General features: G+C 57.8%; 18 protein-coding genes and 3 tRNA genes. 9 read left to right on the top strand and 12 right to left on the bottom strand.

The window, feature by feature from the left end:
• Positions 1-81: 81 nt before the first annotated feature.
• Positions 82-156, bottom strand: a tRNA-Val gene (locus ACR0I0_RS02655).
• A 180-nt stretch (positions 157-336) separates the two neighbouring features.
• Between ACR0I0_RS02655 and ACR0I0_RS02660 the strand changes: the two genes are divergently transcribed.
• From ACR0I0_RS02660 to uvrA, 3 genes are all read left to right on the top strand, one after another.
• Positions 337-413, top strand: a tRNA-Asp gene (locus tag ACR0I0_RS02660).
• A 44-nt stretch (positions 414-457) separates the two neighbouring features.
• Positions 458-534: transfer RNA gene (locus ACR0I0_RS02665), tRNA-Asp, on the top strand.
• 177 nt (positions 535-711) lie between these two features.
• The gene (uvrA, locus tag ACR0I0_RS02670) at positions 712-3570 is read left to right on the top strand and encodes an excinuclease ABC subunit UvrA (RefSeq protein ID WP_171632757.1); all 2859 of its coding nucleotides are present in this window, start codon (positions 712-714) and stop codon (positions 3568-3570) included.
• Between the two features lie 16 nt (positions 3571-3586).
• Here the strand turns inward: uvrA and ACR0I0_RS02675 are convergent, their stop codons facing one another.
• From ACR0I0_RS02675 to ACR0I0_RS02695, 5 genes are all read right to left on the bottom strand, one after another.
• Positions 3587-3910 carry a hypothetical protein gene (locus ACR0I0_RS02675; protein ID WP_210092303.1) on the bottom strand — a complete coding sequence of 108 codons (324 nt, stop codon included), beginning with the start codon at positions 3908-3910 and terminating at the stop codon, positions 3587-3589.
• 108 nt (positions 3911-4018) lie between these two features.
• Positions 4019-4891, bottom strand: coding sequence for a 3-hydroxyisobutyrate dehydrogenase (mmsB, locus tag ACR0I0_RS02680; protein WP_480487445.1), 873 nt, complete (start codon positions 4889-4891; stop codon positions 4019-4021).
• 3 nt (positions 4892-4894) lie between these two features.
• A complete protein-coding gene (locus ACR0I0_RS02685; RefSeq protein ID WP_480490089.1) occupies positions 4895-5935 on the bottom strand; it encodes an enoyl-CoA hydratase/isomerase family protein in 1041 nt (346 codons plus the stop codon).
• A gap of 7 nt (positions 5936-5942) precedes the next feature.
• A complete protein-coding gene (locus tag ACR0I0_RS02690; RefSeq protein ID WP_171632745.1) occupies positions 5943-7085 on the bottom strand; it encodes an acyl-CoA dehydrogenase family protein in 1143 nt (380 codons plus the stop codon).
• A gap of 112 nt (positions 7086-7197) precedes the next feature.
• On the bottom strand, positions 7198-8313 hold the full coding sequence (locus ACR0I0_RS02695) for a carboxylate-amine ligase (protein WP_171723345.1): 1116 nt from the start codon (positions 8311-8313) through the stop codon (positions 7198-7200).
• A gap of 137 nt (positions 8314-8450) precedes the next feature.
• Here ACR0I0_RS02695 and ACR0I0_RS02700 point away from each other — a divergent pair, with 137 nt between their 5' ends.
• Complete coding sequence (locus tag ACR0I0_RS02700; protein WP_171632739.1) at positions 8451-9302, top strand: class I SAM-dependent methyltransferase; 852 nt, start codon at positions 8451-8453, stop codon at positions 9300-9302.
• A gap of 71 nt (positions 9303-9373) precedes the next feature.
• Entirely contained in the window at positions 9374-9850 is a 477-nt protein-coding gene (locus ACR0I0_RS02705) for a fasciclin domain-containing protein (protein ID WP_152457864.1), read from the top strand.
• Between the two features lie 68 nt (positions 9851-9918).
• Here ACR0I0_RS02705 and ACR0I0_RS02710 read toward each other — a convergent pair whose 3' ends face one another.
• Together ACR0I0_RS02710 and ACR0I0_RS02715 are read right to left on the bottom strand one after the other, a co-directional pair.
• Positions 9919-10518, bottom strand: a complete 600-nt coding sequence (locus ACR0I0_RS02710; RefSeq protein WP_171632735.1) for a L,D-transpeptidase — start codon at positions 10516-10518, stop codon at positions 9919-9921.
• A gap of 189 nt (positions 10519-10707) precedes the next feature.
• Positions 10708-12207 (bottom strand): CoA-acylating methylmalonate-semialdehyde dehydrogenase, encoded by a 1500-nt coding sequence (locus tag ACR0I0_RS02715; protein WP_480490091.1) that lies wholly within the window; start codon positions 12205-12207, stop codon positions 10708-10710.
• Positions 12208-12311: 104 nt separating this feature from the next.
• On the opposite strand from ACR0I0_RS02715, the gene ACR0I0_RS02720 reads away from it, so the two are divergent.
• The 3 genes from ACR0I0_RS02720 to coaD all read left to right on the top strand — a co-directional run bounded on the left by ACR0I0_RS02720 (position 12312) and on the right by coaD (position 14289).
• Positions 12312-13214, top strand: a complete 903-nt coding sequence (locus ACR0I0_RS02720) for a LysR family transcriptional regulator (RefSeq protein ID WP_152457867.1) — start codon at positions 12312-12314, stop codon at positions 13212-13214.
• Between the two features lie 60 nt (positions 13215-13274).
• Complete coding sequence (locus tag ACR0I0_RS02725; RefSeq protein WP_171632726.1) at positions 13275-13712, top strand: CBS domain-containing protein; 438 nt, start codon at positions 13275-13277, stop codon at positions 13710-13712.
• A gap of 85 nt (positions 13713-13797) precedes the next feature.
• Positions 13798-14289: a pantetheine-phosphate adenylyltransferase gene (gene coaD / locus ACR0I0_RS02730; protein ID WP_152457869.1), complete on the top strand. Its 492-nt coding sequence runs from the start codon at positions 13798-13800 to the stop codon at positions 14287-14289.
• Here coaD and gap (ACR0I0_RS02735) read toward each other — a convergent pair.
• From gap (ACR0I0_RS02735) to gap (ACR0I0_RS02745), 3 genes are all read right to left on the bottom strand, one after another.
• Complete coding sequence (gap, locus tag ACR0I0_RS02735; protein ID WP_152457870.1) at positions 14281-15285, bottom strand: type I glyceraldehyde-3-phosphate dehydrogenase; 1005 nt, start codon at positions 15283-15285, stop codon at positions 14281-14283. The genes coaD and gap (ACR0I0_RS02735) overlap by 9 nt on opposite strands.
• 82 nt (positions 15286-15367) lie before the next feature.
• Complete coding sequence (locus ACR0I0_RS02740; protein WP_171632722.1) at positions 15368-15511, bottom strand: hypothetical protein; 144 nt, start codon at positions 15509-15511, stop codon at positions 15368-15370.
• A 72-nt stretch (positions 15512-15583) separates the two neighbouring features.
• Complete coding sequence (gene gap / locus ACR0I0_RS02745) at positions 15584-16585, bottom strand: type I glyceraldehyde-3-phosphate dehydrogenase (RefSeq protein WP_152457871.1); 1002 nt, start codon at positions 16583-16585, stop codon at positions 15584-15586.
• A gap of 181 nt (positions 16586-16766) precedes the next feature.
• Here gap (ACR0I0_RS02745) and ACR0I0_RS02750 point away from each other — a divergent pair, with 181 nt between their 5' ends.
• The gene (locus tag ACR0I0_RS02750; RefSeq protein WP_480490093.1) at positions 16767-17726 is read left to right on the top strand and encodes a DUF808 domain-containing protein; all 960 of its coding nucleotides are present in this window, start codon (positions 16767-16769) and stop codon (positions 17724-17726) included.
• 56 nt (positions 17727-17782) lie between these two features.
• Here the strand turns inward: ACR0I0_RS02750 and tkt are convergent, their stop codons facing one another.
• Positions 17783-19807 (bottom strand): transketolase, encoded by a 2025-nt coding sequence (tkt, locus tag ACR0I0_RS02755; protein WP_171723343.1) that lies wholly within the window; start codon positions 19805-19807, stop codon positions 17783-17785.
• Between the last annotated feature and the right edge of the window lie 114 nt (positions 19808-19921).

Here is a 19921-nt window from a genome sequence, read left to right on the forward strand (position 1 = left end):
TCAGGCCAAATAGGACACGATAGCCGTGGAACGCGCGACGTGGCAAGCCCACTGGCTCCAAGCGAAAATCCGAAAAGGGGGTGGTGGGTGATAAGAGATTTGAACTCCTGACATCTTCGATGTGAACGAAGCGCTCTACCACTGAGCTAATCACCCATGACATGCGGTCATATCTTCCGCGGGGGTGCACTGCAAGGGAAATTGAACAATTCGCGCGGGCAAAAAACAGCGGGCAAACAAAAAATTGGATTCTGACAAAAAACTGCAAAACGCCGCTTGACGCTGCCCGACCGTGGCCATAATACACCCAAACGTTCAGTAATGAACATGCAGCGGGCGGTTGTAGCTCAGTTGGTTAGAGTACCGGCCTGTCACGCCGGGGGTCGCGGGTTCGAGCCCCGTCAACCGCGCCATCGCTGCCTACCTTGGTCCAGGACAAAGGCCATGAAATAGATGCGCGGTTGTAGCTCAGTTGGTTAGAGTACCGGCCTGTCACGCCGGGGGTCGCGGGTTCGAGCCCCGTCAACCGCGCCATTTTCCCCTTAAAATCATAAGTTCGCCAGATAGCCAGGCATTGAGCTGTTCGATTCCATGCCCATCGTTTGATTTGGTCAGCGAAAACCTGTACGTTCACTAAATGTTCTAATTTTTCTGTTGGAGACTCGGGCAAGCTCGCCTATCTCTAAACCACTTGTTTGTTGGGGGCCGGAAATGGCTGAGCTGAAGAATATAGAGGTGCGCGGCGCGCGCGAGCATAACCTCAAAGGCATCGATGTCGATATCCCTCGGGATCAGTTGGTGGTGATCACCGGGCTGTCCGGTTCGGGCAAGTCGTCGCTGGCGTTCGACACGATTTATGCCGAAGGTCAGCGCCGGTATGTCGAAAGCCTGTCCGCCTATGCGCGGCAGTTTCTCGACATGATGGAAAAGCCTGATGTTGACCATATCAGTGGACTGTCTCCGGCGATCTCCATTGAACAGAAAACGACCTCGAAGAACCCGCGTTCGACCGTGGGGACCGTCACCGAGATCTATGACTATCTGCGTCTGCTCTTTGCCCGCGCAGGCACGCCGTACAGCCCGGCCACCGGCCAGCCGATCGAGGCGCAACAGGTGCAGGACATGGTCGACCGCATCATGGCGATGGAGGAGGGCACGCGGGGGTATCTGCTGGCTCCGATCGTGCGCGACCGCAAAGGTGAGTACCGGAAGGAATTTCTGGAACTGCGCAAGCAGGGGTTCCAGCGCGTGAAGGTGGATGGTGAGTTCCACGAGCTGGATCAGCCCCCGACATTGGACAAGAAGTTCCGTCACGATATCGACGTTGTGGTTGACCGCCTGGTTGTTCGTGAAGGCATGGAAACGCGTTTGGCCGATAGCCTGCGCACCGCTCTGGATCTGGCGGACGGAATCGCGATTCTGGAAACCGCCCCACGAGAAGGAGAGCCGGAACGAATTACCTTCAGCGAGAATTTTGCCTGCCCGGTCAGTGGTTTCACTATCCCCGAGATTGAACCGCGCCTGTTTTCGTTCAATGCGCCATTCGGAGCCTGCCCGGATTGTGACGGCTTGGGGGTCGAGCTGTTCTTTGACGAGCGTCTCGTGGTGCCGGATCAGACGCTAAAATTGTATGACGGGGCCCTGGCGCCGTGGAGGAAAGGCAAGTCGCCGTATTTCCTTCAGACCATCGAGGCCATCGCGCGTCATTATGAGTTTGACAAGAACACGCCCTGGAAAGACCTGCCCAGCAAAGTGCAGCAGGTGTTCCTGCGGGGCTCGGGCGATGAGGAGATCCAGTTCCGCTATGACGAGGGCGGACGCGTGTACCAGGTGACACGCAGCTTCGAAGGCGTGATTCCGAATATGGAACGGCGTTATCGCGAAACGGATAGCGCGTGGATACGCGAGGAATTCGAACGGTACCAAAACAACCGCCCGTGCGGCACCTGCGAAGGGTATCGTCTGCGCGCCGAAGCCTTGGCCGTGAAGATCGCGGGACTGCATGTCGGTCAGGTGGTGCAAATGTCCATCCGCGAAGCGCTTGCCTGGATCGAGGATGCTCCGAACCATCTGAGCGCTCAGAAGAATGAGATCGCCCGGGCCATTCTGAAGGAAATCCGCGAGCGGCTGGGATTCCTGAATAATGTTGGTTTGGAATACCTTACGCTGTCTCGTTCAAGTGGAACCCTGTCAGGCGGCGAAAGTCAGCGCATTCGTCTGGCAAGCCAGATCGGATCAGGCCTGACCGGGGTGCTTTACGTATTGGACGAGCCCTCGATCGGCTTGCACCAGCGTGACAATGACCGGTTGCTTGGTACGCTCAAGAATCTGCGGGATCAGGGCAACACCGTGATTGTTGTCGAACATGACGAGGAAGCCATCCGCGAAGCCGATTATGTGTTCGACATTGGCCCCGGTGCGGGTGTGCATGGCGGGCAGGTGGTCAGCCACGGCACGCCCGAGCAGATCGCTGCGGACGCGGCCTCGATCACGGGGCAGTATCTGTCGGGCGTACGCGAGATTCCAGTGCCCGCCGAGCGGCGCAAGGGGAACAAGAAAAAGGTAACGGTCGTAAAGGCTTCGGGTAACAACCTCAAAGACGTGACGGCCGAGTTTCCCTTGGGCAAGTTCGTTTGTGTCACGGGGGTATCTGGTGGCGGTAAGTCGACCCTGACGATTGAGACGTTGTTCAAGACCGCCTCGATGCGCCTGAATGGCGCGCGTCAAACGCCTGCGCCGTGTGAGACCATCAAGGGTTTGGAGCATCTGGACAAGGTCATCGATATCGACCAGCGCCCGATCGGGCGGACTCCGCGATCGAATCCGGCAACCTATACCGGGGCCTTCACCCCGATCCGCGACTGGTTCGCCGGGCTGCCCGAGGCTAAGGCACGCGGGTACAAACCCGGTCGCTTCAGCTTTAACGTCAAAGGCGGGCGGTGCGAGGCATGTCAGGGTGACGGTGTCATCAAGATCGAGATGCACTTTCTGCCTGATGTCTACGTGACTTGCGAAACCTGCAAAGGCGCGCGGTACAACCGCGAAACGCTTGAGATCAAGTTCAAGGGCAAATCCATCGCGGATGTGCTTGATATGACGGTGGAAGATGCGCAGGAGTTCTTCAAGGCCGTGCCCTCGATCCGAGACAAGATGGATGCGCTGGCCCGGGTTGGTCTTGGCTATATCAAGGTGGGTCAACAGGCGACCACGCTGTCGGGTGGTGAGGCGCAGCGCGTGAAACTGTCCAAGGAACTGTCGAAACGATCAACCGGGCGGACGCTCTATATTCTGGACGAGCCGACAACAGGCCTGCATTTCGAAGATGTACGCAAGCTGTTGGAAGTGCTGCATGAATTGGTCGACCAGGGCAATACCGTCGTGGTGATCGAACATAATCTGGATGTGGTCAAAACCGCGGATCATATCATCGACATTGGACCTGAAGGTGGTGATGGCGGTGGCGAAATCGTCGCCACCGGAACACCGGAAGACATAGTCGATGTTGAACGCAGCCACACCGGGCGATACCTGAAGCCGATGCTGAAAGGCGCGCGCGTCGCGGCAGAATAACTGCCCAGGCGCGGCCTCAGTTCAGAATATCTGCGATCGCGCCGATCAGGTTCAGGACTTTGCGTGTCTCGGGGTCGACCCGGTACACGTAATCACCGGCACGGACATATGAATAGTTTCGGTTCAACCCATAGCGATAGGGGTCATTGATCCAACGGTAGTCGTTGGTAATGAAGTCTCCATCTCGGTAGATTTTCTTAGCCTGACCAGGCGGCACACAGGGAACGGATTTCTTGGCCAGACCCGGAGGGCAATGCCCGGCCTTGTTCTTTGCCGCCGCGCCAACCGGGGAAAGGGCCAAAGCCGCCAGAGTTGCCGTCGTCACCAAGAATCTCGTCATGTCGCCTTCCTTTGCGATTTGGCCAGCCGGGGCCATTTGTTCATGACTGCCTAGATGGTCACTTGCCCAATATCTGTCAAATCGTTGGGCAAGATGCCGCCAGTTGTCTTATTCACGTCCGCGTTTTTCGAACCGTGGCAACATGGCACTGAAATCGCGTCCCTTGCCGTCTTCGGTCTCGACGAATTGCTCGTAAAGAGCAGTCGCGGCCTGTCCCATCGGTGTATCCGCATCCGCACTGGTTGCGGCCTGTTGGCTGAGGCGCAGGTCCTTCAGCATCAACTCGGCTGCAAATCCAGGAGTATAGTCATTGTCGGCTGGGCTTTGCGGGCCAACGCCCGGGGCAGGGCAATAGGCGTTCATTGTCCAGCTGTATCCGGATGAGGTGCTTACCACATCGAACATCTTTTGGCGGTCCAGACCCAGTTTGTCGGCCAGGGCAAAGGCCTCGCACGTGGCGATCATGGTCACTCCGAGGATCATGTTGTTGCAGATCTTGGCGGCTTGGCCGGCTCCGGCTTCGCCGCAGTGAACCGCTTTCTGCCCCATGATGTCGAACAGAGGAGCCGCCTTTGCAAATGCGTCGTCTGACCCGCCGGCCATGAATGTCAGGGTGCCACCTGCCGCGCCGCCGACACCCCCCGAAACCGGAGCGTCCACGAACAGCAGACCGGCGCCGCTGGCCTGTTCCGCGACTGCGCGTGCACTGTCCACGTCAACTGTCGAGCAATCGATCAGCACGGCACCCTTCGCCATGGCGGGAATGATCTGATCTGCAACGGCCCGCAGGATGGCGCCATTCGGCAGCATGGTTATGACTGCATCGGCAGAGGCGACGGCTTCTGTCGCGGTATCGGCTTGAGTCACCCCGTCAACGACAACACCAGCCGTGTCGAATCCGAGAACCTGATGGCCAGCCTTTGCCAGGTTGGCCGCCATGGGCGCCCCCATGTTTCCCAGCCCTATGAACCCGATCTGCATCTCTCAGTCCTCCTCGAATGTCAGGGTGTCCGCACCCAATGGCTGCAACATTTTCGAGACGGCCACCAGGGGGACGTCCGTCCCGGAAAACTGCCAGTTCGGGTTGCGGTCTTTGTCTATGATCTGCGCGCGGATACCTTCCAGAAAATCACCATGCTCCATCGCCCGGTGGGTAAAGCGGTATTCCATCTCCAACGCGCGCCGCATGGTCAGAGAGGGGCCACGCAGACGGTGCAGCATCTCGATCGTGCAGGCCACGGAAAGCGGCGCGTTTTTCATTATTTTTTCCAGAGTTTTGTCTGCAAATTCCTGATCGTCATTGCGCAGGCTGATCAGGATGTCGCCCAGAGTTTCACCGGAAAAATGTTTGTCGATTTCCGTCAGCACCCCTGCCAATTCACCATTGGGTGGTATTTCGGCATGTTCGGCCACCAGTTTCGCATTTCCAGACGCTTCCAGAATTTCGATCAGATCAGACCATTGCGATTGCGGGATGAAATGGTCGGCAAACCCCGCAAAGATCGCGTCCGCAGGCCCCATCCTGAAGCCCGTAGTCCCAAGGAATTCACCCAGTCGCCCCGGTGCGAGGGCCAGCATCAGTGACCCGCCGACATCCGGAATCAAGCCAATCGAGCATTCGGGCATGGCAATCCTGGAGCTTTCTCCGACGACACGGTGGCTGCCATGGCAGCCGATGCCGACACCCCCGCCCATGGTAAACCCCTGAAGAAAACTGATGACTGGTTTGGGATATTCGAAGATCAGGGCATTCAGACGATATTCGTCCCGCCAGAACTTCTGACCATACGCATAATCTTCTTTGGTGCCCGTTTCATAAAGTTCGGCGATGTCGCCCCCTGCACAAAAGGCTTTTTCCCCCTCGGCGTCCAGAACGATCAGGTCAACGGCATCGTCTTCCCGCCAGTTGCGCATCGCCGTGTCGATGGCCATGCACATGTCATAGCTCAACGCGTTCAGCGCTTGGGGACGGGTGAGGGTGATGCGACCGGCACGGCCTGTGGTGCGGATTTCAATGTCTGACATCGGGGCCTCAGCGATTGGCGAGCATTTGACGCGCGACGATCACGCGCATAATCTCGTTCGTGCCTTCCAAAATCTGATGCACGCGAAGATCGCGCACAAGCTTTTCGATGCCGTAATCCGCAAGATATCCGTACCCGCCATGCAGTTGCAGGCACTGATCCACCACCTTCGACCCGGTTTCGGTTACGAATTTCTTTGCCATCGCACAGAATTTCGTGGCATCGGGCGCGCCGTTGTCCAGTTTCCACGCCGCCTGGCGCAGGAAGGTGCGTGCCGCCTGTAATTCGATCTCCATATCCGCCAGACGGAACTGAAGGGCCTGGAACTGATCGATGGATTGGCCGAACGCCTTGCGCTCGGACATGTATTGCAGGGTCATATCCAGCCCGGCCTGAGCAGCCCCAAGAGAACAGGCCGCGATATTGAGACGTCCGCCATCGAGGCCCATCATCGCGTATTTGAAGCCGTCGCCTTCGGTGCCCACGAGGTTGCCAGCGGGAATTTTGCAGTCGTCGAACTGAACCTGCGCAGTGGGTTGGCTTTTCCAGCCCATTTTCTGTTCCAGCGCCCCAAAGCTGAGCCCCGGCGTGCCGTCCTCGACATAGACGGTCGAGATCCCCTTGGGCCCGTCCTGACCGGTGCGTACCATGCAAACATAGGCATCCGAATAGCCACCGCCCGAGATGAACGCTTTGGTACCGTTCAACGTATATCCTTCGTTGGTGCGTTCGGCGCGGGTTTTCAAAGCCGCCGCGTCAGAGCCGGAACCGGGCTCGGTCAGGCAATAGCTCAGAACCGTATTCAGGCTCAGAACATCCGGCATGATGCGCGCCTTTAGGTCATCATCCGCGAAATTGTCCAACATCTTGGCGCACATGTTGTGGATCGACAGGAAGGCGGCGACTGAGGGGCAGGCCATCGACAGCGCCTCGAAAACCAGCGTGGCATCTAGGCGGGTCAGATTTGACCCTCCGCTTTCCTCGGATACGTAAAGCGCGCCGAAACCAAGCTCGCCAATCTGGGGCCACAGGGTTTTGGGAATGGTTCCGTCCGCCTCCCACTGGCGCGCAAAGGGGGCGATGTTTTCCTGCCCGAACGCGTGCGCCATGTCGAATATGGCTGTTTGCTCCTCGCTGAGTGCGAAATCCATGACGCTCCCTCCCGTCGGCAATGAATTGAACGGTTGTTTATTTCTGAATTCTTACAGAAATTTTGCAGGCGCAACAATGAGTCGGTTGAAACGGGTCGCAAGCCGGAAACGTTCAGAGATCGGCGTGAAATTCCTCGATCAGGTGGCGCACGACGGCTTGGCCGGGATCATCACCGCGCGCTGATGCCTCGGCATGAATACGGCGTTGGCGCGTGGCGGAAGTGCCGTTTTCCGCGATCTGCCTGAGCTGTGCAAGCTCGGTCATCGTGCCAAGTGCTTCGGAGTCTTCTGCCAACAACCCCATGAGGTCGCCGATCAGTTCAGACATGGGTTTGACTGACCGGTCGCCGAAATCGATCAGCCCTTCACCCACTCCGTAGCGCTGTGCGCGCCAGCGGTTTTCACCGATCAGGAAACGATCATATTGCCGCCAGCGCAGGTTGCGATCCTTCAGACGGCACAGCATCCGGGTCAATGCCTGAACCAGTGCCGCCAACGACAAAGTGTGCTCCAGACGGGGTTGAACATCCATGATCCGCGTTTCCAAAGTTGGGAAACGATGTGAGGGGCGCAGATCCCACCAGATCTTTGTGGTGTCTTCGATGACCCCAAGCTCGACCAGAATGCCTGTGTTCCGTTCATACTCGCCCCAGCTGGCGAACACGGGCGGCAGCCCGGTGCGGGGCAGGTTGTCGAACACCGTCAGCCGGTATGAAGACAGGCCGGTATCCTCGCCGTTCCAATAGGGCGAAGACGTGGACAACGCCAGAAGATGAGGAAGAAAGTATGACAGTTGCGGCATTAGATCGGCACGCAGGGCAGGGTCCTCGACCCCGACATGTACATGCATCCCGCATATCAGCATCCGCCGGGCAACGCCGCCCAATGCATGTTGCAGCGCGTCATACCGTTCTTTCCGGGTGTGGTGTTGATCCTTCCAGTTGGCGAACGGGTGGCACGAGACGGCGATAGGGGACAGGTTGTATTCGGCGGCCCGTTTCGAAACGCATGACCGCAGCCGCTTCAGGTCTTCGCGCGCCGAAGCGACCGTGGCGTGTGGTCTGGTTCCAACCTCGATTTGACATTGCAGGAACTCGGGGCTGACCTGACCTTCGAAATCGCTTTGGCAGGCCGCCATCAGCGCTTCGGGGGCTTCGGACAATTGCAGGCTGTCACGATCCACCAACAGGTATTCTTCTTCGATCCCGAGTGTAAATTCCTGCTGCATGGGGCCCCTCACAGTTGTCCGTTCCATCAGTGAATACGGAAATTTACGTTTTGCCAAGGGTTTGACAGGCTTGCCCTTGCAGAGAAACGGTTCGCAACGGTAAGGAACATTGCATCACAGATCGCGGAGCCAGCGCCTTGAAACCCAGAAAATTCCCGAAGATCAATGCCGCCCTTGAAGAATTAGGGGTGAAACTGGTCGACAGAGTTACGGAACAGGATGAACGGGCGCGGCTGGAAGCCTTCGAAGCGGCGGGTGGGTTGACGCGCCCCGCTTATGCTTTGTCGCCAGGGATGGAGGGGTTCGACATCTCTCAACTTGTGGCGGAATACGAGCGTCACAAAGCTGCCCTGGAGGCGCTGAAAGATCCCGCACGCAACCAGACCGGTTATCGTACCGGCAATGGTTACTATGACAGCCCGGATGCGGATGCATTGTATCTGATGATCCGCCGTTTTCAGCCCAAACGCGTGATAGAGGTCGGATGCGGTAATTCCACCCGTGTGTCCCGTCAGGCAATCATCGATGGCAATCTGGATACCACCATTACCGCGATTGATCCGTACCCTCGCGCCGATATTGCCCATGTGGTCGACCGGTTCGAACAAAAACGTCTTGAAGAAACTGACCCGGCGCTATTCGCAGAGCTGGAGGCTGGAGACATTCTGTTCATCGACTCCAGCCATGTTGTGCGGATGAGCAACGATGTCGCACATCTGTTCTGCCGCATTATACCGTCGCTGAATCCCGGGGTGGTGATCCACGTTCACGATGTTTTTTTGCCCTACGAATATCCCAAGCGCTTCTTCTATGATTGCCCAGGCTGGGGAGAGCAGTACGTATTGCACAGCTTGCTGCAATCTGGCGCGTATTCAATGCTTTGGCCGGGGTATTACCTGCAACAGGATCGGCCTGATGCCGTTGTTGCCTTGCCGTTCCTGGCCGAGGGGCGGGCGCAAAGCATCTGGGTGCAGCTCAAAGAAAACTGAAACCAAAGTGATCCATTGCGGCAAAAGGTCCGTAACCCTTTCCATAACACGCTGGAGAGGAGAAGACAGCTATGTTCCGTCGTACATTCATGGGCGCAGCCGCCGCACTTGCTTTTGCTATGCCGCTCAAAGCTCAGGCCGCTGATATCGTCGACACCGCCGTTGCCGCCGGGTCGTTCAATACTCTGGTGGCCGCCGTTCAGGCTGCAGGCTTGGTTGACACCCTGAAAGGGGATGGTCCGTTCACGGTATTTGCACCCACAGACGAAGCCTTTGCTGCGCTTCCTGAAGGCACTGTCGAGACGCTTTTGAAACCAGAAAACAAGGATCAACTGGTCGCGATTCTGACCTATCACGTGGTACCGGCCAAGGTTATGTCTGGAGATATCGCCGGCAAACGCGCCAAGGTTCTGACTGTTCAGGGCGACCGGCTGAGCGTCAACGCCAAAAACGGCGTGAAAGTGAACGACGCCAAGGTCGTACAGGCCGACATTGAAGCCAGCAATGGCGTCATCCACGTCGTCGACGCGGTAATCCTGCCGGAATAAATGCCGTCTTCCGAAGACAAGAAAGCCCCGGCGACCGACCGGGGCTTTTGCGTTTCAGAGAGGGTGGATCAGACCAGTCGAACCTGTGTGCCAACTTTTACCAGCGGATACAGCTCTTCGACATGCTGGTTGTACAGGCCAATGCAACCTGACGAGCTCTGACGACCGATCTTGCGCGTGTCGTGCGTGCCATGGACAAGATAGGCAGGCCAACCCAGATACATGGCGCGGGTTCCCAGTGGGTTGCCGGGATCGCCACCTTCCATCCGAAGTGGCAGCGAAGGGTCACGTTCGCGCATTGATGCCGTAGGTGTCCAGCTTGGGAATTCGGTTTTACGCACAACTTTCGTGTACCCGCGTTTGGTAAGCTCTTCGCTCATGGGCACGGAACTTGGGTACAGTTTGTAGGTGCCGTCAGGCCCCCAGTAATGGACGGCGCGGCTGGTGATGTCGGCCAGCAGGCATCCAACGCCCAATTCATCGAAATGGTCCTGCCAACTCTGTTGCGAGAAGGACGATATATTGCGTCGGACCGGCAATTGCGTACTGATCGCGTCTTCCGTTTCAGGGAAAGCATCCGTGCTTTGTGCCCGAACAAGGGCAGGTGTTGCCACCAAAGAGGCCACGCCCAGCAAGGCAGAGCGACGGGTTATACGAGATTGGGACAAGGTTGCCTCCGATAAGTTCACTGCTCAGTACAATGTTCACGCCAAAATATGGGTGTTGGTTGGATTTTTCCAGAGTGAACCACTTGAATTTCCTGTGACCGATTGGACGAAAGCAGGTTTTTCGGCGGAAAGATGCAAAAAGCCCGGCCGTTGAACGGGCCGGGCTTCAAGCGTCATGAAACTGTAGGATCAGTCCATTGCTTTGAAGTTAAACTCGCCACCTTCCTTGATGCCAGACGGCCAGCGTGCGGTCACGGTTTTGGTGCGGGTGTAGAACTTGAAGCTGTCCGGGCCGTGCTGGTTCAGATCGCCGAACATGGATTTCTTCCAACCGCCGAAGGTGTGATAGGCCAGCGGAACCGGGATCGGAACATTGATGCCGACCATTCCGATGTTTACACGGCTGGCAAAGTCACGTGCGGTATCACCATCGCGGGTAAAGATCGCGGTGCCGTTTCCGTACTCGTGATCCATCGCCAGTTTAAGGGCCTCTTCGTAAGAACCCGCGCGCACGGTGGACAGAACCGGGCCAAAGATTTCCTGTTTGTAGATGTCCATCTCGGGCGTCACGTTGTCGAACAGGTGCGGGCCGACAAAGAAACCGTCCTCATAGCCTTGCAGGCTGAAGTCGCGGTTGTCGACAACCAGTTTCGCACCCTGTTCGACGCCTGAATTGATCAGGCCCAGAATGCGCTGTTTCGCGGCCGCTGTTACTACAGGGCCCATGTCGACATCGTCACCAGCGGTGTAGGGGCCCACTTTTAGCTTTTCGACGCGCGGGATCAGCTTTTCGATCAGCTTGTCTGCGGTTTCTTCCCCAACGGGAACCGCGACAGAGATTGCCATGCAGCGTTCGCCGGCCGCACCGAAACCAGCGCCAACCAGCGCGTCCGCGGCCTGATCCAGATCGGCGTCGGGCATGACGATCATATGGTTCTTGGCACCGCCGAAGCACTGTGCTCGTTTCCCATTCGCGGTTGCGCGGCTGTAGATATACTGTGCGATCGGGGTTGAACCCACAAAGCTGACGCCCTGAATAATCTCGCTGTCGAGGATGGTGTCGACAGCTTCCTTGTCGCCGTTTACGACCTGGAAAACGCCTTTGGGCAGGCCGGCTTCGACGAACAGTTCAGCCAGCATCAGGGGCACGGACGGGTCGCGTTCGGACGGTTTCAGAACAACGGCGTTACCGCAGGCCAGCGCAGGGCCAACATGCCAGAGCGGCATCATGGCCGGAAAGTTGAATGGCATGATCGAGCCGACAACGCCCAGAGGCTGGCGCATTGAATACATGTCAATGCCGGGGCCCGCGCTGTCGGTAAACTCACCCTTCAGCATCTGCGGCGCGCCAATGCAGTATTCGATCACTTCCAGACCACGCTGCAAATCACCCTTGGCGTCGGGGATGGTTTTGCCGTGCTCACGACTCAGCGCTTCGGCCAGTTTGTCCATGTCGCGGTTCATCAGGCCGACCATGGCCATCATGACGCGCGCGCGCTTTTGCGGGTTGGTTGCGCCCCATGCGGGCTGGGCCGCAGCGGCGGCCTCGATCGCGGCGGTGGTTTCCGCTGCACCGGCCATCGGGCACTTGTATTGAACTTCACCCGTTGCCGGGTTGTAGACGTCGTCGAAACGACCGGACGTTCCGGCGACCATTTCGCCGTTCAGGAAATGGGTCAGGTTTTGCATCAATAGCTCCTCCGATAGATTTGCGCGCAGAATAGGCTTGCAGAAATCCCGCGAACAGAGGCAATGTCTCAAAAGAGTTTTGCAAAAATGCAAAAGGGATCAAAATGACCCCAAACTGGGATGATATGCGGATATTCTTGGCTGTCGCGCGCGAGGAAAGCCTGTCATCCGCTGGTCGTATCCTGAAGATCGACCCGGCCACCGTTGGTCGGCGCATTGCGCGCCTGGAGGCGACGCTGGATTCCACATTGTTCACCAAGTCGCAGCAAGGCTATGTTCTGACCCCGGCGGGACAGCGGCTGTTGGAACACGGGCTGCACGCAGAAGAAGCGATGCGCGCGGCGGCCGGGGCGGTAACAGGACCAACGAAAACCCTGAGCGGGCAAATCCGGATTGGCGCGCCGGACGGCAGTGCCAACTATCTGCTGCCGCAGGTGTGTGCCAAAATCAGCGACGCAAACCCTGATCTGGACATTCAGATCCTGGCGCTTCCGCGTGTGATCAACCTGTCCCGTCGCGAGGCGGATATGGCGGTTACGGTCAGTGCGCCGACCGCCGGTCAGCTGCTGGTGAAGAAAATCAGCGACTACAAGCTGCACATGGTCGCGACCGAAGAGTATCTGAAGCGACATGATCCGATCCGGAGCATAGCTGACCTGAAGGGCCACAGGTTGATCGGCTATATCCCTGATATGATCTTTGACCGGGAACTTGACTACCTGAATGATATTGGCGTTGACCGTGTCGCTCTTGCATCGAATTCGGTATCGGTTCAACTGCGGCAGGTCTGCCTGGGAACAGGGGTTTGCGTGGCGCATGATTTCACGTTGCCATTCCACCCGGGGCTTCGGAAAATCCTGACGGATCAAGTGAGTTTGACGCGCAGCTTCTATCTGGTCAGGCATCAGGGTGACCAGCGCAACGAGCGGTTGAACCGCTTTGCGGATGCCCTGACACGCGGTATTCGCGATGAAGTGCTTCGTTTGGAAGCAGGCCCCGACGCTTGACAGGTCGCGGCAATCGCGCAACGCTTTGGAATAAGTGTTATTATTCCGGAGGTATTCTTCATGCTAGTTCAGGCCATCCTGAAGTCCAAAGCGACAGATGGTGTCGTGACCGTGGCGTCAACGGCGACAGTCTCAGAGGCCTCGAAGATTCTTGCGGACAAGCGCATCGGTACGGTCGTTGTTTCCGACGATGGTGGCAATACCGCGGTCGGCATCCTGTCAGAACGTGACATCGTCCGGGAATTGGCGGCCAGCGGCAGTGGTTGTCTGAACCAACCGGTTAAGTCTTATATGACCCAGAACCTCGTCACGGCGACGCGCCAGACCACCGTGGAAGACATCATGTCCCGTATGACAGAGGGGCGCTTTCGCCACATGCCGGTGGTTGAAGACGGAAAACTCGTAGGCATTGTCACTTTGGGTGATGTGGTGAAGGCTCAGCTTTCCGAACTTGCGATGGAAAAAGATGCCCTTGAAGGCATGATAATGGGGCACTGACGACAAGGGTTGCCCAAGCAATCACTTGCACCTGCAGCAAAGTTATGTTTGCTTGCGCAGAAATTTTGTTGCGCAGGAGGGCGCGATGCGGGTTGGATTGTATCCTGGAACCTTTGATCCCATCACCATGGGGCACATCGATATCATCCGTCGGGCGGCAGCTTTGGTGGACAAACTGGTTATCGGTGTGGCCATCAACCGGGACAAGGGCCCTCTGTTCTCGCTGGAAGAGCGCGTGGCCATGATCGAAGCGGAATGCGCCCGGCTGTCCGAGCAGACCGGAACCGAAATCATCGCGCACCCCTTCGAAAACCTGCTGATTGATTGTGCGCGGGATGTAGGCGCACAAATCATCGTGCGCGGCCTGCGTGCGGTTGCCGATTTCGAATACGAGTTTCAGATGGTCGGCATGAACCGGGCTCTGGACGATTCGATCGAGACCGTGTTCCTGATGGCCGAAGCGCGTCATCAGGCGATCGCGTCCAAGCTGGTGAAGGAAATCGCCCGGTTGAACGGGGACGTGTCGAAATTCGTCACGCCCCGTGTCAATGATGCGCTGAAAAAAAGGTTAGGCTAGGGCACCCATTGCGGCCGCCGTATCAAGCATCCGGTTCGAAAAGCCCCATTCATTGTCATACCACGCCAGCACACGAACCAGCGTGCCATCAGTAACCTTGGTTTCAGCCAGTGACACGGTCGAGCTGTGCGGGTCGTGATTGAAGTCGATGGAAACCAGAGGACGGCTTTCCGCGGCAAGAACGCCGGGGATTTTGGCAGCCGCATCGACGAACAGTTGGTTGACCTCTTCTTCGGTCGTGGGGCGTGAAACCTCGGCCACAAGATCAACGACCGAGACATTCGGGGTTGGAACGCGGATGGCCTGACCGGTCAGTTTTCCTTTGAGTTGCGGCAGCACCAGGCCCACGGCAGCGGCCGCACCGGTTGTCGTGGGGATCATCGACAGCGCCGCCGCTCGGGACAGGTAGGGATCTTTTCCCACTGTATCATGCACAGGCTGGCTGGCAGTGTAAGCGTGAACAGTGGTCATGTTGCCGTGCTTGATACCAAGGCCGGCATCCAGAGCGGCAGCAACAGGAGACAGGCAGTTGGTGGTGCAGGATGCGTTTGACACCACCAGATCATCGGCGGTCAGTTCGCCATCGTTGACGCCAAAGACGATGGTTTTCACACCGCCGTCACCTCGGGCCGGGGCAGAGATCAGAACTTTCCGGGATCCGTTTTTGAAGTGACGTTCCGCCGCCTCGCGCGTACGAAACACACCCGTACATTCCAGAACGACGTCAATATCCGACCAGGGCAGATCCTCGGGGTTGCGCTCGCTACTCAGCCGAATTGGACCACGACCCACGTCCAGACCTGCATCGCTGAGCGTAACCGGGTTGGGATAGCGGCCGTGAACGCTGTCAAATTCAAACAGGTGCGCGTTCATTTCGGGTTTTCCAAGATCGTTGATCGCGACGATCTCAACGTCTGTACGTCCGCTTTCCATCACCGCGCGCAGAACCCCGCGCCCGATCCGTCCAAATCCGTTGATCGCCAGTTTCAAGGTCATGGTCTGCTCCGTCCAAATGTCTCAGTAAGGTGAGTTAGCGCTAACAATGACAGATCAAGCGAAATGTCAAGGAAAACCTCTGTCAGCGCCAGAAAGCGAGCCAGTCCAGAAAGTCGTAAAGCTTCTTTCCGAGGAAAAGCAGATGTTCGGTGCCGTACAGCGCTACATCCAACATGATAACGCCGAGAAGAAGAAGGCCGAGCCAGATAGCGATTTGGTTGGTCATGGCTGTCCCGAACGTAAAATGCCCGCTCAGATAACCTGAGCGGGCATCAAGGTACAAGCGAAGTCCGAAGGGTCAGTTAAGGCGGCCCATCGCAACAGCTACGTCGGCCATACGAACCGAGAAGCCCCATTCATTGTCATACCAGGCCAGAACGCGGACCATGCGGTCATCGACGACGCGGGTCTGATCCGGTGCAAAGATCGAGCTTTCCTCGGTGTGGTTGAAGTCGGTCGACACCAGCGGAGCGGGCTCATATCCCAGAACGCGCTGCATCGGGCCTTTGGCGGCCTCTTCGACGATCGCGTTGATTTCCGCCGTGCTTGTGTCGCGGGAGGCACGGAACGTCAGGTCCACCGCCGAAACATTCGGGGTTGGGACGCGAATGGCGGAACCGTCCAGGCGGCCTTTCAGGTTCGGCAGAACTTCACCCAGCGCCTTGGCGGCGCCGGTCGAGGTCGGGATCATCGACATTGCAGCAGCGCGGGCGCGGTAGAGGTCGCTGTGGCGACGGTCCAGTGTCGGCTGGTCGCCTGTGTAGGCGTGGATGGTCGTCATGATACCGTGTTCGATACCGACGCCCTCGTCCAGCACCTTGGCCAGCGGGGCGAGGCAGTTGGTCGTGCACGAACCGTTCGATACCATGTTGTCATTGGCGGCCAGCGTGTTGTGATTGACGCCGAAAACGATGGTCTTGTCCACGTTCTTGCCCGGAGCCGACAGCAGTACCTTGCCGGCGCCACGTTCCAGATGCGTTTTGGCCTTCAGGCCATCGTTGAACTTACCGGTGCATTCGAGGACGACGTCACAGCCTTCCCAGTCCAACTCGGTCATGTCGTAGGTCGAGAACATCTGCATCGGGCCGCGACCCAGATCCATGGTATTGCCGTCAATGGTGACGTCGCGCGGAAAACGCCCGTGAACACTGTCATATTTCAGCAGATGCGCCGAGGTTTCCAACGGGCCAGTTGCGTTGACTTTGATCACTTCGATGTCGTTGCGCCCGGACGCGGCGATGTGCGACAGGGTGCAGCGGCCAATACGGCCAAAACCATTGATACCGACCTTGATGGTCATAAGATGTCTCCAGATGCGCTTGCCTTGAGGGCCATATAACGGCGAAAAGGGAATCTCAAAAGGGCAAAAGCGGCATATTTTTAAGGTGTTAGCGCAAACCTGCGCCGGTTGCGCTAACGCTTGCGCTAGCCGTTGGATCAGGTAGGGTCCGGTTGGCGACAGCAGATTGAAGGGAAACGCGATGAGTGGTCTTTTGGCCCTGTTGGATGATGTGGCGGGCATTGCCAAGGTTGCGGCGGCATCAGTGGACGATGTGGTTGCGGCGGCAGGCAAAGCGGGGGCCAAAACCGCCGGTGTGATCATCGATGACGCAGCGGTGACGCCGAAATATGTGCAGGGTTTCGCCCCGGCGCGCGAGTTGCCGATCATCTGGCGCATTGCGCGCGGGTCGATCTTCAACAAGATCATACTCTTGCTGCCCGTAGCCTTGTTGCTGGCCAATTTTGCGCCGTGGCTGATCACGCCCTTGTTGATGCTTGGCGGGTCATATTTATGTTTTGAAGGGGCCGAGAAGATTTTTCATGTTCTGTTTCCTCATGGCAGCCATGTGATTGAGGACGACATGAAAATCCGCGATCCGGGCCACCTGGAGGAGCAAAAGGTCAAGGGCGCCATCAAGACTGATTTCATCCTGTCTGCCGAGATCATGACCATTGCACTGGCGGCGATCGAAGCCCCGAACCTGTGGATGCAGGCCGCTACGCTGGCTGTTGTCGGGATCGGCGTGACGGTGGCCGTCTATGGATCCGTCGCGTTGATCGTGAAAATGGATGATGTGGGACTTTTTCTGGCGCAGAACGCGCCAACACCTATCGGTCGCGGTCTGGGCCGAGGGTTGGTCAAGGCAATGCCCGGGGTGATGAAAACACTGTCCATTGTCGGAACTGCCGCGATGCTGTGGGTGGGGGGCTCGATCGTCATCCACGGGATGCAGGTTCTGGGTTTTGGCTGGCTGGGACATCATATCCATGATTGGGCCTATGCCATTGGACATTCCGTGTCTGATCAATGGGTTGGTGCGGTTGAGTGGGTATCCAAGGCCACGATGGATGGCGTATTTGGTTTGGCTTGGGGATTGGTTTTGATCCCGGTGGCAACCAAGATAATCATGCCCCTGTTCAGCAAATCCGAAACGCATTGAAACCAAAATGAAAAGAGCGGCCAAAGCCGCCCTTTGCTCGATCAGAAGGGACTGTCTTACAGTCCCAACAATTCCTTGACCTTGGCCACAGTTGCTTCGGCCGTAATGCCGAAATGCTTGTACAGCTCACCGGCAGGGGCCGAGGCGCCAAAGCTGGACATGCCGATGAAGCCTGCCTTGGCTTCGCGGCCACGCTCGCCCAGCAGCCAGCGATCCCAGCCACCGGCGCGCACGGCGGCCTCGATGCCGACGCGGACCGGACCGGCAGGCAGTACCCGCTTGCGATAGGCTTCGTCCTGCTCGGCGAACAGCTCCATGCAGGGCATCGAGACGACGCGGGTGCCGATGCCTTCGGCTTCGAGCATCGCTTTGGCTTCCATGGCCAGCGAAACCTCGGAACCTGTTGCAATCAGGATCGCCTGACGCTTGCCCTCGGCCTCGGCCAGAACATAGGCGCCTTGTGCGGTCAGGTTCTTGGTCTTGTGATCCTTGCGCACGGTCGGCACGCCCTGGCGGGTCAGCGACAGGACCGAGGGGCTGTCCTTGAAGGTCAGCGCCAGTTCCCAGGCTTCGGCGGTTTCGATCGTATCGGCGGGACGGAACACATAAGTGTTCGGCGTCGCGCGCGAGATGGCCAGATGTTCCACCGGCTGGTGGGTCGGGCCATCCTCGCCCAGACCGATCGAGTCATGGGTCATTACGAAAACCGACGGGATCTTCATCAGCGCCGCCAGCCGCATGGACGGGCGGGCATAATCGGTGAAGGCCATGAAGGTACCGCCATAGGGGCGGATACCGCCGTGCAGCGCCATGCCGTTCATCGCAGCGGCCATGCCGTGCTCGCGAATGCCGTAATGGATATAGCGGCCCTTGCGGTTTTCCGGCAGGAACACGCCCATATCAGCCGATTTTGTGTTGTTCGATCCGGTCAGGTCAGCCGAGCCGCCAACAGTCTCGGTCATGATCGGGTTCACGACGTTCAGAACTTTTTCGGACGAGGCGCGGGTGGCCAGTTTCGGCTGCTCTTCAGACATCTGCTTTTTGAACGCACGAATGGCGCCAGCCAGCCGCTTGGGGGCCTCAAATGCATAGGCGCGTTTGAATTCGGCCTGTTTCCTCTCGGAAAGCTGGGCAAAACGTTCTTCCCAAGCCCCACGTTCGTCTGCGCCGCGTGCACCAATGGCTTCCCAAGCGGATTTGACGTTGGCTGGAACTTCGAATGTGTCGTGCGGCCAACCATAGGCCTCTTTCGCGGCTTTCAGCTGATCCTGATCCGTCAGTGCCCCATGACCTTTCGAGGTGTCCTGCGCAGCATGACCCAGAGCGATATGGGTTTCACAGGCGATCATGGTTGGTTTTTTGGACTTTTTCGCCTGAACAATGGCCGCATCGATGGCCTTGGGGTCATGGCCGTCGATTTCAATCACGTGCCAGCCAGAGGCCGCAAACCGGCGGACCTGATCGGTGCGATCAGCGATATCGACAGTGCCGTCGATGGTGATGTTGTTGTTGTCCCAGAAGACGATCAGTTTGCTCAGCTCATGGCGGCCGGCCAAAGTGATCGCTTCCTGACTGACGCCTTCCATCAGACAGCCGTCGCCCGCGATCACGTAAGTATAGTGATCCACGACCTTCTTGCCGTAATGCGCGCGCTGGATTTCCTCGGCCATGGCGAAACCCACGGCATTCGAGATACCCTGACCAAGCGGGCCGGTCGTGGTTTCAACACCATCGATCAGAAAGTTTTCTGGGTGGCCCGCGGTCTTGGCGCCCAACTGGCGGAAATTCTTGATCTCTTCCAGCGTCACGTCGGCATGACCGGTGAGATAGAGAAGTGAATAGACCAGCATCGAACCGTGACCAGCCGACAGGATGAACCGATCGCGGTCCGGCCAGTTCGGGGCCGAGGCGTCGAATTTCAGGTGCTTTTCGAACAGAACGGTCGCAACATCGGCCATGCCCATCGGCATGCCGGAATGGCCGGAATTTGCGGCGGCGACGGCGTCAAGGGTCAGGGTGCGGATGGCCGCAGCTTTGTCCCAGTGTTCAGGGTTGGCTTTGCGCAGCGCAGTCAGGTCCACGGGCGTTGTTCCTTTGGATAAAAAGCAGATTGCGCGCTCAATACCATTCAGCACCCAAAGTGCAAGCGGAACCGGGCTTTGGCAACGCCCGATAGGTGAAGAGCGCGGCCCAAG

The organism is Ruegeria sp. AG6 (assembly GCF_056541565.1).